This window comes from Paenibacillus sp. W2I17, from assembly GCF_030815985.1.
Classification (GTDB): domain Bacteria; phylum Bacillota; class Bacilli; order Paenibacillales; family Paenibacillaceae; genus Paenibacillus.
This window is the reverse complement of record NZ_JAUSXM010000001.1, coordinates 1,496,821-1,513,513: the sequence shown is the minus strand read 5'-3', so window position 1 is coordinate 1,513,513 and position 16,693 is coordinate 1,496,821. Positions and strand designations below refer to the sequence as shown.

General features: G+C 44.8%; 16 protein-coding genes. 14 read left to right on the top strand and 2 right to left on the bottom strand.

The annotated features are described in order from the left end of the window. Positions 1-73 precede the first annotated feature (73 nt). The 9 genes from QF041_RS06610 (at position 74) to QF041_RS06570 (ending at position 9,975) form a co-directional block, all read left to right on the top strand. Positions 74-457: a hypothetical protein gene (locus QF041_RS06610; RefSeq protein ID WP_307413043.1), complete on the top strand. Its 384-nt coding sequence runs from the start codon at positions 74-76 to the stop codon at positions 455-457. A gap of 516 nt (positions 458-973) precedes the next feature. Next, a complete protein-coding gene (locus QF041_RS06605; protein WP_307413041.1) occupies positions 974-2,452 on the top strand; it encodes an Lsa family ABC-F type ribosomal protection protein in 1,479 nt (492 codons plus the stop codon). 152 nt (positions 2,453-2,604) lie between these two features. Next, positions 2,605-3,171, top strand: a complete 567-nt coding sequence (locus tag QF041_RS06600; protein ID WP_017688648.1) for a TetR/AcrR family transcriptional regulator — start codon at positions 2,605-2,607, stop codon at positions 3,169-3,171. A gap of 352 nt (positions 3,172-3,523) precedes the next feature. Beyond that, positions 3,524-4,678, top strand: a complete 1,155-nt coding sequence (locus QF041_RS06595; protein ID WP_017688647.1) for a glycosyltransferase family 2 protein — start codon at positions 3,524-3,526, stop codon at positions 4,676-4,678. 37 nt (positions 4,679-4,715) lie between these two features. Next, positions 4,716-6,023 (top strand): aminotransferase class III-fold pyridoxal phosphate-dependent enzyme, encoded by a 1,308-nt coding sequence (locus tag QF041_RS06590; RefSeq protein ID WP_307413039.1) that lies wholly within the window; start codon positions 4,716-4,718, stop codon positions 6,021-6,023. A gap of 42 nt (positions 6,024-6,065) precedes the next feature. Continuing rightward, the gene (locus QF041_RS06585) at positions 6,066-7,097 is read left to right on the top strand and encodes a zinc-dependent alcohol dehydrogenase (protein ID WP_307413037.1); all 1,032 of its coding nucleotides are present in this window, start codon (positions 6,066-6,068) and stop codon (positions 7,095-7,097) included. A 92-nt stretch (positions 7,098-7,189) separates the two neighbouring features. Next, entirely contained in the window at positions 7,190-8,434 is a 1,245-nt protein-coding gene (locus QF041_RS06580; protein ID WP_051449724.1) for an MFS transporter, read from the top strand. A gap of 266 nt (positions 8,435-8,700) precedes the next feature. Beyond that, positions 8,701-9,294 (top strand): DUF1349 domain-containing protein, encoded by a 594-nt coding sequence (locus tag QF041_RS06575; protein WP_307413034.1) that lies wholly within the window; start codon positions 8,701-8,703, stop codon positions 9,292-9,294. Positions 9,295-9,333: 39 nt separating this feature from the next. Continuing rightward, positions 9,334-9,975, top strand: coding sequence for an HAD family hydrolase (locus QF041_RS06570; RefSeq protein ID WP_307413032.1), 642 nt, complete (start codon positions 9,334-9,336; stop codon positions 9,973-9,975). On the opposite strand, the gene QF041_RS06565 is transcribed toward QF041_RS06570, so the two are convergent. Then, positions 9,972-10,787 carry an AraC family transcriptional regulator gene (locus QF041_RS06565; RefSeq protein WP_076249418.1) on the bottom strand — a complete coding sequence of 272 codons (816 nt, stop codon included), beginning with the start codon at positions 10,785-10,787 and terminating at the stop codon, positions 9,972-9,974. The two genes, QF041_RS06570 and QF041_RS06565, sit on opposite strands and share 4 nt — an antisense overlap. Positions 10,788-11,083: 296 nt before the next feature. On the opposite strand from QF041_RS06565, the gene QF041_RS06560 reads away from it, so the two are divergent. The 3 genes from QF041_RS06560 to QF041_RS06550 all read left to right on the top strand — a co-directional run bounded on the left by QF041_RS06560 (position 11,084) and on the right by QF041_RS06550 (position 13,961). Continuing rightward, a complete protein-coding gene (locus tag QF041_RS06560; RefSeq protein WP_307413030.1) occupies positions 11,084-12,226 on the top strand; it encodes an NAD(P)/FAD-dependent oxidoreductase in 1,143 nt (380 codons plus the stop codon). Further along, complete coding sequence (locus QF041_RS06555) at positions 12,223-12,510, top strand: hypothetical protein (protein ID WP_307413028.1); 288 nt, start codon at positions 12,223-12,225, stop codon at positions 12,508-12,510. Before QF041_RS06560 ends, QF041_RS06555 begins: the two co-directional genes overlap by 4 nt. A 215-nt stretch (positions 12,511-12,725) precedes the next feature. Then, positions 12,726-13,961 carry a cytochrome P450 gene (locus QF041_RS06550; RefSeq protein ID WP_307413026.1) on the top strand — a complete coding sequence of 412 codons (1,236 nt, stop codon included), beginning with the start codon at positions 12,726-12,728 and terminating at the stop codon, positions 13,959-13,961. 98 nt (positions 13,962-14,059) lie between these two features. On the opposite strand, the gene QF041_RS06545 is transcribed toward QF041_RS06550, so the two are convergent. Further along, complete coding sequence (locus tag QF041_RS06545) at positions 14,060-15,499, bottom strand: DHA2 family efflux MFS transporter permease subunit (protein ID WP_076249946.1); 1,440 nt, start codon at positions 15,497-15,499, stop codon at positions 14,060-14,062. Positions 15,500-15,781: 282 nt separating this feature from the next. Between QF041_RS06545 and QF041_RS06540 the strand changes: the two genes are divergently transcribed. Together QF041_RS06540 and QF041_RS06535 are read left to right on the top strand one after the other, a co-directional pair. Further along, a complete protein-coding gene (locus QF041_RS06540; protein ID WP_047842851.1) occupies positions 15,782-16,387 on the top strand; it encodes a TetR/AcrR family transcriptional regulator in 606 nt (201 codons plus the stop codon). Between the two features lie 45 nt (positions 16,388-16,432). Further along, positions 16,433-16,684, top strand: coding sequence for a GNAT family N-acetyltransferase (locus tag QF041_RS06535; protein ID WP_307413024.1), 252 nt, complete (start codon positions 16,433-16,435; stop codon positions 16,682-16,684). Positions 16,685-16,693 lie beyond the last annotated feature (9 nt).

The following is a 16,693-nucleotide window of genomic DNA, read 5'->3' as shown; positions in this document are numbered from 1 at the left end:
GAAGCAAATTGGCAGGAATAAGAGAACTAAACAAGAAGTAGTTAACATAAGTTTCAACTAAAAGGAGGTTATCATGACCGTCACATTAATTATTTTTGTTGCTGTTATTGTCTTTGGGCTTATAACAGGCACGATTACTACGATTATGGCATTTAAACTGCTACGTAACAATAAAGAGAATCAGCATCTTCGCAAGAGCATTCTGATGGACGGAATTCCAGCAGAAGCGATAATTCATGATATTGTACAGACTTCATCCAGTATGGATGGAAGGCCAGGCGTGCGATTGGATCTGACTGTAACCCAAGTTGACGGCCGCACCTTCCCAACAATTGTAGAGACTTATATTCCAATCACACATATTCCCCACTTTCAGAAAGGAAATGTCATTAACGTAAGATACATTGCGATAGGGAATGAACGAAAAGTTGAGGTACAGGATGCCTACCTTCCGTGAGGTGCCGCATGGTGGTAAGCTTCGGTTATCAGGCATATCAAAGTGCTCACTTATTTCGCAGAAAGTAATCCCGATGAGTACATCATTAAAATTTACGTAGAGGTGTGTAAGCCAGAAAACACGATGGTTTAACGGTACGGGGATGGGAAGATGAGATCTAGGCTGCACTGCCTTGACCCATGTCGTATTCCATGTTAAGTTTTCTGTAATAAATTTTGAACTTTCAAAGGGGGGATAGAGTCATGACTGAATTAGAGGTTGTGGATGTTTATGTGGACCTGTCAACGAATATGAACAATGGCATGGTTCACAATATTACTAATCAGAATCCGACACTTTGTCCTCCTATGCATAGATCTACTTGGCGCTGAATGATTTATCGCCAGGTTTCTTTATTGTATAAGCGAATCTAAATTCTGATTATGTTCAAATATTAAAGTGAGGGAATCCATGCCATGTTCGATGGTGAAATCCCGTCAGTTTACTTTTATATTTCACATAAAAAGGATGATCTGCATGTCTTTAATCAACATTACCAATCTGACCTTTGCCTATGAAGGCAGTTACGATAATATATTTGAAAATGTTAGTTTTCAGTTGGACTCCGATTGGAAATTGGGTTTTACCGGAAGGAACGGCAGGGGCAAAACGACATTCCTCAATCTGTTGCTCGGCAAATATGAATACAGCGGACATATCTCTGCGAATGTTAGCTTTGAGTACTTTCCGTACCAGGTAGAGAATAAGGGAGTCATGACCGTTGATGTCATCGGCGAGATTCATCCTGAATATCTGCACTGGCAAGTTGTGCGCGAGTTTAACCTGTTAAAAGTGTCAGAAGATGTGTTGTATCGGCCTTTTGATACGTTATCCAACGGAGAACAAACAAAGGTGATGCTGGCTGCTTTGTTCCTGAAGGATAATCGGTTTCTGCTCATTGATGAACCTACCAATCATCTTGATCTTCATGCAAGACAAATCGTCAGTAAATATCTTGGCAGCAAGAGTGGATTTATTTTGGTATCACACGATCGGGCGTTTCTGGATCACAGCGTGGACCATATCCTTTCCATCAATAAGAGTAACATCGAGATTCAGAAAGGCAATTTCTCCGCTTGGTGGGAAAATAAAAGAAGGCAAGATCAGTTTGAACTTGCGAGTAATGAGAAATTAATAAAGGATATCAAGCGTTTATCCGATTCAGCCAAACGGACCGGTGGATGGTCGCATGAAGTTGAAAAAACCAAAAATGGTACGAGAAATTCCGGCTCCAAGGTGGATAAAGGATATATTGGGCATAAGGCTGCCAAAATGATGAAACGTTCCAAAAATATCGAACAAAGGCAGCAATCTGCGATTCAAGAGAAATCCAAACTTCTCAAAAACATCGAGAGTGCAGAACGTTTACAGATTCATCAGCTGGATTTTCACAAGCAGGAACTTGTTGAATTGGAACATGTGTCGATATCATACGGCTCCAATACGGTGTGTAAGAATGTCAGTATCACGGTTGAAAAAGGGGATCGTATTGCCCTGTACGGTAAAAATGGATCTGGCAAATCAAGCATTCTTAAACTGATCTGTGGTGAAGATATTGCTTATACAGGTCTTTTCCAAAAGGATCATCAGCTTAAAATCTCGTATGTATCGCAGGACACGTCCGATCTCGGAGGGCATTTATCTGAGTATGCGGCCACACAGAGGATAGATGAAAGCCTGTTTAAATCGATACTTCGAAAGTTGGATTTTTCCAGACTGCAATTGGACAAAGATATCTCGACGTTTAGCGCAGGTCAAAAAAAGAAAGTGCTCATTGCCAAAAGTCTGAGTGAGAAAGCTCATCTGCACATTTGGGATGAACCACTCAACTTTGTAGATGTCATTTCACGTATGCAGATCGAAGATTTACTGCTGGAATACTCGCCAACCCTGCTTTTTGTAGAGCATGATCGTGAATTTTGTACAAATATTGCAACGAGAATCATCGAACTGTAAGCAACGGGAAAGATAACCATGCTAAGAGCCGCCAAATGGCGGCTTTTAGTATTACTTGTGAGGAAGTATGCTATAATTTTATAGTCTAATCCAATCATATGATGGATGATCAGATCAATTGTTGAACAATACTCGCCAAGAGGTGTAATACAATGAAAAAAGAAATGACTACAATCAAACAAACCAGGCTTCATTCCATTTTGGACGAGGCCACCAAGTTGCTGATTGAAAAACCGAATGCTTCCATGAATGAAATTGCAGAATCTGCAAAAATCGGGATTGCCACGTTACATCGATACGTGGAAAGCCGCGAACAGCTCATGGTTCATCTGGGATTACGCGCAATCGAGGTGGTCAGTGAGACCATGCAACAAATTCAACTGGATGAGGAGCACTGTGAAAAGTACATACCTGAACTAATCGAGGCGCTTATTCCATTAGGCGACAAAATATATTTTCTGGCTCATGACACCACCATTAACTATAATCCCGAGATTGAGGGAGCAGATCTGAAACTGAGAGAACCTGTATTGCATGCGGTCGGTCTGTTACAACAGAAAGGTTATTTCCGCTCCGATCTCGATAAAACCTGGATTGTCGATGTGCTGTATTCCATCATGTTCCTGACGTGGCAGCAGGTTGTAAGTGGTCATATCGCGAGAAAAGCAGCCCCTGCGCTTGTAGTAGACACGTTTTATCATGGATTTAAGCAGAGATAGCTAAAGGTTAATTCAGCGAAAAACAATAGATTTTAATACGAAAGCACCCAAAAAAAGTCGACTGTATCGTTAGATACACAGACTCTTTGAGGGTGTTTTTTTGCGTTCACAACAGCGTTTCTCAGCGCGCAAGCTGCAAAGACTTGATTTTCTCACATATTCAAATATTAACAGAGTTCAGAATTTAAGATTTCCAGTTTACAAAAAATGATATAAATTTCTAGTAGATTCAAATCATTACCAAATAAAGACAAAATATTCAAACGAGGGGGCCGGGCAGAAATACCTGCAATTGTGCAGTTCAAAATCAGCTTATGTACTCATTCCATCAACCCAAATCAGGAGGGATTCCATGCTTTACACCATTATTGTGCCAGTCAACCAGGACTATAACATTTTGAACCTGTTCACAGATTCGTTGCTCCGGACGGTAAGTCCATCCACTCAGATTATTTTCATCAACGATGGTTCCGGCTCAGCAGTCTTTCAACATCTGGATAAACTGAAGCAAGAAGTAAGAGAAGGTGTGACCATCGAGATTCTTCAGCATGATTTTCCACTCGGTTGCGCCGTGTCGATTAATAGCGCACTGAGTCTAGCCAAGGGAGAGTACATTTTCTTCCTGGATTCTGACACCATTCTTCAACCGAACTGGCAACCGATGATGAAAGAGACACTGGATAGCGATATTACAATCGGCATGATTGGAGGGGTTCTGTTGTATCCGCAAACAGGAGGCGTGCAGCATTGCGGCATTGCTTTTGCGGACACCATCGGCCGACACCTGTTCCTGAACGCATCTCCTGATGATATCCCAAAAGAAACTTTTTCTGTTCAACTGGTGGTGTTCGCCATGTTTGGCATGAAGCGGGAGGTGTATGAGACCATCGGCAACCTCGATGAGAAGTTCTTTAACGGATACGAGGACTTTGATTATCAGATGCGGGCACGAGCTGCCGGATACGATACGGTTATTAACCCGAATATTCAAGCATATCACTGGGAACGCAGCAGCGGCATTCACCGCAACTTCAACCGCAAGAATAATCTGGCACGCTTCTGGAAAAAGTGGGGCGGTCAAATCGAGGCGGATGTGTGGCCATTCGTTTTCAGTCATCTGAAAGCACAGCTGGAAAGCCAAGAGGAATACCAGCATCTGCCGATTGTAGGGATTGACCTTGCCGAGGTTCGAAGTGATGCCGATACATTCTGGACTAAGCTGGAGGAAGCCGAATTTGCAAATGTAGCCGAAGTACGTGACTATTCAAACCGCTTTAATTCCAACGGAGCCATCTGGCTGCCGCAGGTACTGGGCAAGGAGTTGATTCATAGTGAGAACCGGTTACTGTTTTTGGTGGACAATTTCGCCCGTTTGCTGGAGAACCGCTACTGGATTGAGATGAGACATGCTCATCGAGCCAAGGATCTGATCATTGATCTGTATGGCAATGTGATCACGATGGATCGCATCTACGATGGATGCTGGCCTGGAACCAAAGTTCGGTAATTCACTCACAACGAAAATAAACAAGGAGGTACTTAAGGTGAAAGAAAAAGAGAGCACGCTCGATCGTGCCGTAAGATTTACCCGTAATCTGGAGTGGTTGGAACAAGTCGAAAAGGTAATTCCGAGCGGATGCAGCACTTTAGCCAAAGCACCTGAACGTTTATTTCCGGGGCATACCCCCGTATGTTGTGCAGAGGCTTATAACTCCCGATTTACAGATATCGACGGAAATGAATGGCTGGATTGCGAAATGGCCATGGGTACGGCGCCATGGGGCCATGCCAGACATGAAGTCCAACTAACCGTCATTCACCAGTTGAAAAAAGGGACAAGCTTTTCTTTGCCTGCCGACATTGAGCTTGAATGCGCCGAGTTGATTTTGGAGCGGTTCGAGGGTCGTTATCCATCGCTGCGCTTCACCAAGAGTGGTGCCGATGCAGTGAGTGGGGCCGTGCGTCTGGCCCGTGCCGCTAGTGGCAAAAGCAAGGTTATTGCGACAGCTTACCATGGGTGGCACGATTGGTCTGCCTACGGTTATTATGGTGGCCAGACGAAAGAACGGGGCATTCCAGTGGATATCGAGCGTTCAACAATCTGGATCAACAAACCTACTGTGGAGCGAATTGAGGCCCAGATTACCTCATCTCCCGAGGATATCGCATGTATTGTTCTATGCCCCAACGAGTGGAAAAAGGACGCGCTGGAGGAAGCCGTAAACCTGTGTCGGTCTCTGGACATCATTATCATATTCGATGAGGTAACTTCCGGTATTCGAATGGGCAAGCAGGCTACAGCAGGAGAATATGACATCTGGCCTGATCTGCTCTGTATCTCTAAAGGTATGGCCAACGGGTTACCGCTCGCAGCGGTTATGGGTCCGGAGCACTTGATGTCTTTGTCAGGACAGGTCAGATTCAGTAATGCCCATTCCAGCGAAACGACAGCGCTCGCGGCAGCCATTGCCTGTGAACGATTAATGAAAAATGTGAAAGTATGGCCGACTTGGCGTGATCCGGCAACCCGGATTATGGATCGTCTGGAATCCGAACTTGTGTTACTAGGATTGACGGATCAATTGGAAGTGAGAGGGACGTATGCAAGCTTCTGCATTCAATCCTTGGCTGAAGATAACTTCCAAACCGATCCTTTCCGCGAGTTCATGGTGAAGAGAATGGCTCACTTTGGCATTTTCACCAAAGGTTACTTTATTTTCTCTGATGCTCATACACGGGAAGAATTGCTGTGGGTCGAGGAAGCTCTGTTACAGATCCTGTCAGACTGGAAAGAGATTCAGAAGCAGGAACATCTTCATGCGATGCAACTTTCGAAAACGTTTGAAGCTTAATCCATAGATCATAATCGATAATCGACTAGGAGGAATTATTCAATGAAAGCACTCGTATATCAGGATCTCAAACAGGTGACTTACCAGGAGATCGAGGAGCCAACCATTCAAAAGCCAAACCAGGTAAAAATTAAAATCTATGGTTCCGGCATCTGCGGTACAGATCTGAATATTGTCAAAGGCAAAGTGCCGGCGAATAAAGGAACGATCATTGGTCATGAAGGCGTAGGCACAGTGGTTGAGGTGGGCAACGAAGTTCGTGGTTTCAAGATCGGTGATCGGGTATTGGTTGATCCCACGCAATCTTGCGGTACCTGCTCATACTGCCGTGAGGGTCTGTTCATCTACTGCGAGAATTTTGATGACTATCAAGTAGGGATGACGACACACGGAACCTTTGCTGAATATTTTGTTGGGGACGAAAAGTATATCTATGCCATCCCGGATTCCATGAGTTGGGAAACGGCCATGATGATCGAACCACTGGGATGTGTACTTCAGACGTTCATGAAAGCAGGGACTAAGCCAAGTGACTCTGTACTGGTCCTCGGTTCTGGTGCCATCGGTTCCCTGTGTCAGCTTGTGAGCAAACGATTGGCAAGGCTTACTGTAGGCACGGAAGTTGATCCATACCGCAAAGAGTTCGCTTCAGGGATCGCGGATCATGTGTTTTATCCTCAGGATCTGACGCTGGATAAAGTATACGAGATCAATAATAACAAAAAGTTTGATATTGTAGTGGACGCGGTTGGTAACCAGCTTCATGTAGGGTTTGAGCTGATTGCCAAAGGCGGCAAAATTATTCCTATGGGATATGACGACAGCTATGAGGTGACGTTCAAATCAACAGCCGTGATTAATGATGGCATTAGTATCATCGGTGCAGTTGCTAATCACTCAATGATCAGTACGGCACTGAAATTTGCCCAAAGCATCCCGGAACTGGAGCAAATGGTGACAGCCAAGGAACTGCTGAGTGATTATGAACAGGCCTTTAATGGAACGATTGGTTATGACATGCATACTGGAGAGAAGTTGCCGATGAATTCGGTCAAAACAGCTCTTATCCTATAAGAGGTACTATAAGCATGTAGACATTAGCGGGTTTGCCGCTGCGAGAAGTTGGAATTCGCAGCGGTGAAAACCGCAGAAGGAAGGGATATCGATTGAAATTGCTTCAAGATTTGCCGAAGAATCCACGCTACTCCATTTTACTCGAACCGGTATGGGCCATTCCGGGCACGATCGTTCTCTTCTATGCTCCTTTATATATGAAGGAAGCCGGACTTTCGGACATTGAAATCGGTTTAATCAATTCGGTAAATCTTTATTTTGCCTTTATCTTTCAATTGTTTGCGGGTTCCATTACGAATAAGCTGGGCCGGAAACGAACAACGCTGATCTTTGATCTGCTTGCCTGGAGTGTTCCCATGTTCATCTGGGCCTTCTCTCAGAACTTCTGGTTGTTTCTAATCGCCTATTTACTAAATGCAACATCCAAGTTTGTAACGGTCGCCTTTAACTGTCTGATCATAGAGGATGTGGAGGAACACAAACGATCGAAGGTGTTTGCCATTCTCAACATGATCATTACAGGAGCCGGGGTATTAACACCTATTGCCGGGGTAGTCATTGCTGATTATGGTATTGTGCCTACACTCGCCAGCATTTACTTTGTCGGGGGCATCCTGATGACCGCCATGTTTTTCATTCGTAACCGATACACGGATGAGACCGAGGTCGGCAAGGAACTTATGGGATTGCATAGTAAAACCCGCGTGCTTCAGAGCTTGGGTTCCAGTCTGCGCCTGTTTGGCAAATCGTTCTACAAACGGAGACTTTTTCCGATTATTCTGATCACGGTGTTGTCCAATCTGATCTTGCAGCTGAATTTCTTTCAGGTCATTTTCTTCAAGGAACAGTTGAAGTTTGATGACCGTGTCATTTCGTTTATCCCAGTAGTGACTGCGGTAACCGTCATGCTGCTCTATCTGGTTATCATTCCGCGACTGAAACGGCGTTCGGAAGAAAAGTATGTTGGTTTTTCCATCGTGCTAAGCACAGCCGGAGCCATTCTGTTTCTATTAATCCCTGTGGGAAATATAGGAATGTTGTTTCTCACGCTAATCGTACTCGCTGCGGGTAACTTCATTTTGCAGACGTACCGGGATTCCCTGCTGATGAACCGATTGGGTACGCATGAGAAAGCCGATATGTTCTCGGCCGTGCAGACCGTCATGACGCTTACAGCCATTCCATCCGGTTACCTGACGGGCCTGCTCTACCATCACAATCCAACACTGTTATTCAGTGTCATTCTTGGTCTATACGTCGTTCTTATGGTCATCATGTTCTTCCTGCCAGATCCGCAAAAGCACTCCCAAGTGCTGGAACCTTACAAAAATATGTAGAAAAAGGGGTTTACTGTATCTTGAGCGAATATGTAGTACAGAAAAAACTAGTAAATGCATGTTCAAAAAGAGCGGTTTTCAGTACCAAGAAGATGGGATGAAGCTAGAAATGGAGTAGCGGAGCGTAGGAAAACTACGTGAGCAACGGACATTTCGGCTGAATGCCATATTCGATGCTGATGATGCCACTAGGCATCCTTCGTAATCAAAAGCGGACTTTTTGAACTACCTCTAGAACATATTTTAACTTGGGAGGCTGCTAACAAATGACTAACGTAATGACAACAGAAGCACGGAAGCAATGGAGCTGGATGAACGAGCCCGAAACCTGGTCCTATACCGATCAGGGAGGTGTGCTGGTGGAAGCGAAGGCGGACACCGACTTTTTCCAAGATCCAGCGGGCAAGCATATTCGTGCAACTGCTCCTTTCTTGTCCATGCCTGTGCCTGGCGATTTCGAAATCACAACCCAATTAACCGTTGATATGAAAAATCAATATGATTCCGGATGCCTGATGGTGATGGCGGATGATCTTAACTGGTGCAAAATTTGTTTTGAGTATGATGGAAAAGTGCCTACCATCGTGTCGGTGGTGACACGTGATGGTTCATCGGATGATTGCAATTCGATTGAAGTCTCCGTACCTAATCCCTATCTGCGTATACGCAAAGTAGAGGGCTGCATATCATTCTTTTATTCACCCGATGGGGAAGAGTGGAAACTAATTCGTTATTTCGGTATGCCGATACAAGGGGAACTTCGAGCTGGATTAGTTGTTCAGTCGCCGACTGGAACGGGCTGTACGTGTCACTTTTTATCCGTGAACGTTACTCATCCGGACTTGACCGCACGTTTCTAATCCGCTTCCCCGGCCGATCATTGGAGGGAGAACAGGTTCATGGTAAAAGCATTTATATTTGATTTTGATGGACTCATTGTGGATACAGAGACGCCCTGGTATTATGCATTTCGCGATATTTATGAAGAGCACGGAGTGGAACTTGGTCTGGAGCTTTGGTCGAAAAATGTGGGGACATCCTTTGAGGAGTTTCATCCATATCTATATCTAGAGCAGGCGCTCCAAAAAAAGATAGATCATGATCATATCAAACTTCTCTCTGAACAGAAATACGAAGTCTATTTGGGACAGGCCGCCATTCTTCCGGGGGTGCATGAATTGCTTCAGTCTGCGAGGGAGAAGGGGATTCAGCTTGCGGTTGCTTCCAGCTCCACACGGGACTGGGTGCATGGTTACTTGCAGAAATTAGGCATTTTTGATTATTTCACAGTCGTTCATACATCCGAGGATGTGAAGCGAGTGAAACCGGACCCTGAACTGTACCTTCTTGCTCTCCAGAGTCTTGGGATCGAGGCTTCCGAAGCGATTGTGTTCGAAGACTCACCTAATGGCTTGAAGGCAGCCAATGCAGCAGGTATTCGGTGTATCATCGTGCCTAACGAGGTAACGCGTGGTCTGGAATTCGCCATGCATGAACTTCGGTTATCCTCGCTGGCCGAGATCGATATGGAGGCGCTTTAATCCAGATACTGCTTGCGTAGCTCGATAGGGGAGATCCCTTCGTATTTTTTGAACACTGATCCAAAGTAACTGGCACTGTTGAAACCAACGGCTTTGGCTATTTCATGAGCGGTAGTAGCGTTATTTTCGATGAGCATTTCCTTGGCTTTCAACAGCCGATATCGCATCAGATACTCCAGTGGAGTCATTTGAAATTCTTTTTTGAATATCCGATTCAGGTGCTGCTCGGTAACGTCCATCTGCTCAGCCAACATGGGGAGAGAGATATCCTGATGATAATTTTGTTTGATAAAAGTAATGAGTTCATCCAATCTTAATCGGGCATCAGAACGTTCGTAAGCACTATAGCGTTCACCTTCAATGGTTAATCTGACCAAAAGCATGTACAGTAATGCGGAGACGTGCCAGATCTGATCCTTGTGCCGGGACTGCAGCGCCAACGTAATTTCACGCAACAGGATATGAAGCATTCCATCCGGCTTGAAGGCGCGCAGCTCCCCGATCTGCAAGGTATGCAAGAACCGTGGCAACAAATAGCCATTGAAAGACAGACAATCAAATCGTAATGAATCACTCAGATTGTGGTAACGGTAGGTTACCTCCGGGAACAAAATGAGAGCGGTCCCTTTTTTGATCGAAAATTCATGATTCTTTGCTGCGATTCGCCCTGTTCCTCCGATGCACTGTACTATGCTGTAATCCCGTGAATGGTCGCTCCAATTCATCAATTCATCAACGGTCAACTGGTTTTGCCCTGTAATCATGAGCGGCATATCGGTATCCAGCGGATTCCCCATGCTAGGTTTCGGCATCGTTGTGTTATTCCTCTTTTCGTTAAAGGATCATGTGCGTAAGTGGCGTGGTTACAGAGTTAAAAGAAACCTAGAAAGAATTATATTACATAAATGGAATAAATTTAATTGAATGACGGGCAATATATAAAACGTTTTCATATAAATGCTTCAACAATTATTTATTGGATGAATGAGTATGAAATGTAGTCTGATCAGCCTCTATTTATGGATCTAAAAGTAAGGCCTGCCTTGCCAACAGAATGCGAAACGGTATACGCTATAAGGAATGAGTGATTAAAGAAAGGGATGCAAACATGAAGAAAGTCATCGTAGTCGGATCGGGTATTCTGGGGGCATCAACAGCCTATCAATTAGCCAAACATGGCGCAGAGGTCATCATCATAGATCGAAAAGATATAGGACAGGCAACGGATGCAGCTGCCGGTATCATCTGTCCATGGCTGTCACAGCGTCGCAATCAGGACTGGTATCAGCTCGCCAAGGCTGGTGCGCGGTTCTATCCTGGCATCATAGCGGAGCTTGAAGGCGAAGGAGAAACGGAAACCGGTTATGCTCAAGTGGGCGCGCTTAGTATTCATACGGACGTGGACAAAATCAACAAGATGGAAGAGCGGGCCCATCTTCGCAAAGCAGATGCACCGGAGATTGGCGACATTACACCTCTGGATGACAAAGAAACCCGTGAACGTTTTCCATTGCTGGATGAACGTTATCAATCGGTACATATCAGCGGTGCTGCACGTATAGATGGAAGAGCGCTGCGCGATGCCTTGATCCGGTCTGCACAGCGAAATGGAGCGGAAGTGATCCATGGAGACGCCACGCTTCAATTCGAAGCGGATCGGGTCATTGGTGTGAGTGTTAATGATCAGAGTTTCCTGGCAGATGAAGTCGTTGTCTGTGCAGGTGCATGGGCCAACGAACTGTTGATGCCGCTCGGCATACACTTTAAAGTGCATTATCAAAAGGCACAAATTATGCATCTACATGTCACGGATGGGGAGGATACAGGCCGCTGGCCTGTGATCATGCCACCTTCTGATCAATATCTCCTGGCCTTTGATCAACAGAAGATTGTGATTGGTGCCACTCATGAAAATGATGTGGAGGGTTATGATACAAGAGTAACTGCAGGGGGCATGCAGGAAGTTTTGAATAAAGGTCTGGAACTGGCGCCGGGGCTAGCCAATAGCACATTCCAGGAAGTAAGAGTTGGGTTCCGTCCGTTCACACCTGGCTTTCTGCCAGTAATGGGGGCTGTCCCAGGCTGGCAAGGTCTGATTGCAGCGAATGGACTTGGAGCCTCTGGATTGACCATGGGTCCTTTTATCGGGAGTCAACTGGCGAAACTAGCTCTCGATATGGAGCTGGATATCGATATTGAGCCCTACACTGTTGGCAAAGCAATGGATGAAATTAAAAGAGGTGAGTCATGACATATTCACAACGTTTATCCGATGGAGCGAACTCGTCCGATATCGTATATCTGGAGCATCAGATTGGTATGACAAAAGAAGAACTGCAAATAGCCTTGGAGAAACAAGAAACATACAAAAGCGAATTGTCGGAACTGAAGTCCTCACCAATCAGGAATGCATCGGAAGACAGTTCTGAAGAGCAAATCTTAATGGAGAAGGCAAGCCAAACGAAGAACTTGATTGAGACCCTGTCTGAACAACTGGAGCAACTACAGGAAGGATTAGCGAAACTAGGCGATTGATCAGCTCGTATGGCTTATCTTTCTGAAATGCCGGCAGAACTAATATACGATGCGTATAAAACAAAAACCCCTTATATTAAGGGGTTTTTATGATTTAGTTCAAATGGTTTATATCAATAAATGAACGTATGGTATAAAATGGAGTCAGGTGCTGAACTGTCAATTCAGGTAGCCATGTAACCAATCACGAAACTATGCTGAGAGGTGGATTCCAAATGTATAAAGAAGTGATACGTGTTGAGGACATCACGGGGTTTCAGTCCAGATCTGAAGAGTTTTTCCCACTTCACTGGTTTCGAAAAATGCTGTCCGAGCATCCTGTGTACTATCACGAAGATACAGACACCTGGAATGTGTTCAGATACGATGATGTGAAGCAGGTTCTGAGTAATCATGAATATTTTTCGGCCGAAGGAACCCGGACGACAATTGCCGTTGGAGCAAAGAACAATGAAGGCACACCTCCAGACAAATTAAACATATCAAGTATCGATCCTCCTCGTCATCAAAAAAGTCGTTCGTTGTTATCTGCTGCTTTTACACCGCGTAGTCTGAAAAACTGGGAGCCACGAATTCGCAACATTGCAGAGCAACTGGTAGCAGATATTGAGCCAAATACGACGATTGATATTGTTCAAGCGTTGGCCGCTCCGCTGCCTTCGATGGTTATGGCCGATCTGCTTGGGATCCCTCTTACAGACAGCCATCGCTTCAAGAACTGGGTAGATATTCTGTTTCAACCCACCAATCCAAAGACGGCTGAGGAAAGTGAACTGAAAAAGCAAACTGCCGCTCAAGAGTATTATCAATTCCTGTATCCTATTGTGGTTCATAAACGGACTCATCCTGGTGAGGATATCATTACGGATCTGTTAAATGTCGATGTTGAAGGTGAGAAGTTCACGGAGGATGAGGTTGTTCGCACGACCATGCTTCTGCTTGGAGCCGGTATAGAGACAACGAGTCATATGGTTTCAAATACGTTCTATTCCTTTCTCTACGATGACCCGAGTCTGTATGATCAACTAAGACAGAATCCCGAATGGGTTCCGCTCGCAGTGGAAGAAATGCTTCGTTATCGGTTCCATAATGCCAAACGACATCGGACAGTGAAGCAGGATAACCAACTGCTCGGAGTGGATTTGAAAAAAGGAGATGTTGTCATCTCCTGGATGAGTGCAGCCAATATGGATGAGCAAATGTTTGAAGACCCCTTTGAGCTGAATATTCATCGTCGGAATAACAAAAGACATCTTACCTTTGGCAATGGCCCACACTTTTGTCTGGGTGCCCCGCTGGCAAGAATGGAACTCAGCATTGCCTTGACTGCATTTGTGGAGAAGATTGCTCGGATTGAACCGGTGGAGTCCTTTGATCTGGAGAATAATCTGGCCACTTCAGCTCCGGGACAGTCATTGACCCATCTGCCAGTGAAGATCGTTGCGGAGTGAGAAGGAATCATACGGGACACAACCTAAAAAGCGGCAGATCAGACGTAAACGTCTTGATCTGCCGCTTTGTTATGCAAGCAAGTATGAGGCTGGACACCTTAATTTGAATTCATAGAAACTTTTTGTCTTACCACCTGTTTGATTTCTTCCTCTTTGGCTTGTTTGGTGCGTTTGATAAAGAAGGAAAGGACCAATCCCACAACAGCGATACCGATGATAACAACATAAGCATCATTGATACCCTGGATCATGGATTCTGTAGCAAGCTGTTTTTGACTGAGACCATTGGCTGCACCAGTCGCCATCATATCCTGTACGTGTGCCGTTGTACGGGAGGTCATGACACTTACGAGTAATGAAGTACCTACAGCGCCAGCCACTTGTCTGACGGTGTTGGAGATAGCTGTACCGTGTGCACCAAGTCTTGGTGGCAGTTGGTTAAGTCCCGCAGTCTGAATCGGCATCATGAGCAGAGCCATACCAATTCGGCGGCCGGTAGACATCAATACCAGGTATCCATAACTGGTTGAATCCGTTAAGTCGATGAAACCAATTGTGGTTACGATGGTGATCACCATCCCGATAACAGCGAGCCATTTCGCTCCAAAACGGTCAAACAATTTTCCGGCTACTGGCATCAGGAAGCCCATGACAAGTGCACCTGGCAGAAGCAATAATCCGGACTCCAGTGCAGTGTAACCACGTGCGTTCTGGAGATACAAGGGAAGCAACATCATGTCAGCATACATGATCATTGTAATCGCGATACTGATGACCGTGGTCAGGGAGAACATATTGTACTTGAAAGCCCGCAGATCAAGCAGCGGAGTTTCAGAAACGAGCTGACGCCATGTAAACAGGGCAAGAGAAACAATTCCAGCCGCAATACAGATAAGAACTTCTGCACTTGACCATCCCAGACTTCCTGCTCTGCTGAAACCATAGAGCAATGCGCCAAATCCGATCGTGGAGAGCACCACACTGATTGTGTCGAACTTTGTGTTGACCCGTTCGGATACATTCTTCAGGTATACAAACGCAAAGGCAATGACAATAAGAGTTAATGGAATCATGCCGTAGAACATCGTTTGCCAAGAGTAGTTCTCGAGGATATAACCGGCAAGGGTAGGCCCGATTGCAGGGGCAAAAATGATGGCAAAACCAACCATACCCATTGCAGATCCTCGTTTTTCAGGAGCAAACAAGGTCAAAATAACGTGCATCAAGAGCGGCATGATAATGCCGGCACCCGCTGCTTGAATCATACGTCCTGTCAGCAATGTGCCAAAGTTATCTGCAAGAGCAGATACGATGGTACCAATCAGGAAAATAAACATGGAAGCTTGGAATAATTGCTTGGTTGAAAAGCGTTGCATGAAGTAAGCCGTAATGGGGATAAGCACCCCGTTCACCAGCATGTAACCTGTCGTTAACCATTGTGCTGTTGCGGCGGAGATGTTAAAATCACCCATCAGTTCCGGTGTAGCGACACTCATGATCGTTTGATTCAACGTTGCAAGGAAGGCTCCCAAAATCATGATAAACAGGATGGGGCCTTTCTTTACAGATAATTCTTCTTGAACTCTAGCCTGACTCAATCCTTTTCATCCTTTCAATCCACACGTGACTAAATTTACAACGTGTTGTATAGTTTACATTGTATTTATTGAATTATATACATATTCGGACAGATTACAATTTACGTTATGACGTGTTTTCGTCGTTTATTTTACAAATAAAATGAATTTGTTGTGTAAATCAAAAATAAACGACTGTTTGTTTAAAATTGTAATGTTTAAAATTTGATGGGAGGGATACACGTGAAAGACGAGAAGAAATCAGCCGTGGACCCAAGAATATTGCGAACACGTCAGTTAATTCGAGGTGCATTTGTTGAATTGCTGCAGGAAATGGATATTGAGAAGTTGTCAGTCAACAAAATTGCCGAACGAGCGACGATCAATCGGGTAACCTTCTACCTGCACTATCGTGATATTACGGATATGATGGAGAAGATGGCGGATGAGATGATTGAGAATATTGAACGGATCGTGGATGAATATGCCCCTCATTTTGAGAAGCAAAGAACGGAAGAGGCTTGGCCTGTTCTAGTCAAGTTACTGGAGCATTTTGCAGAGAACGCCTCGTTCTATCAGGTGGTTCTTGCTACAAAACGCACACCGATTTTTACCGAACGACTGCTCAAATTGTTAAGTACGCTGGTGAAAGCCAAAATTGATCGGGTAGAGATGGAAGATGAACTCGAAGAATCCGGCATTCACAAAGAGATTGCAATCTGGTACGGTTCTTCGGCCCTTATTGGAACCATCGTTGCCTGGTTGCGTAATGATATGCCATATTCACCACATTTCCTGGCGAAACAATTCTCGTTGATTCGCTCGTACTCTTATAATGACTTGATATAATCATGCTACAATTGCACCTAACGTTAATAGAGGAGGGATAATGTGATGAAATATAGTGCAGAACGTATCTATGTGAGATTTTGGAATGTGGATGATGCCGCATTGCTTCTGGATCTTATACTGGAATTTGCCAAACACGAAACTGAAATTACTCGAATCGAAGCTGGCGCTGTGCCCGATAATACAGGTTCCATCCGTGTCCTTCAAAAAGCAGGTTTCAAGGAGAATGGGTCACAGCCTGTGCCAATCCAGGGAACGTTGAAAGAACATACGATGTTTGCTGTGGATATACTATAAGCAAGATGT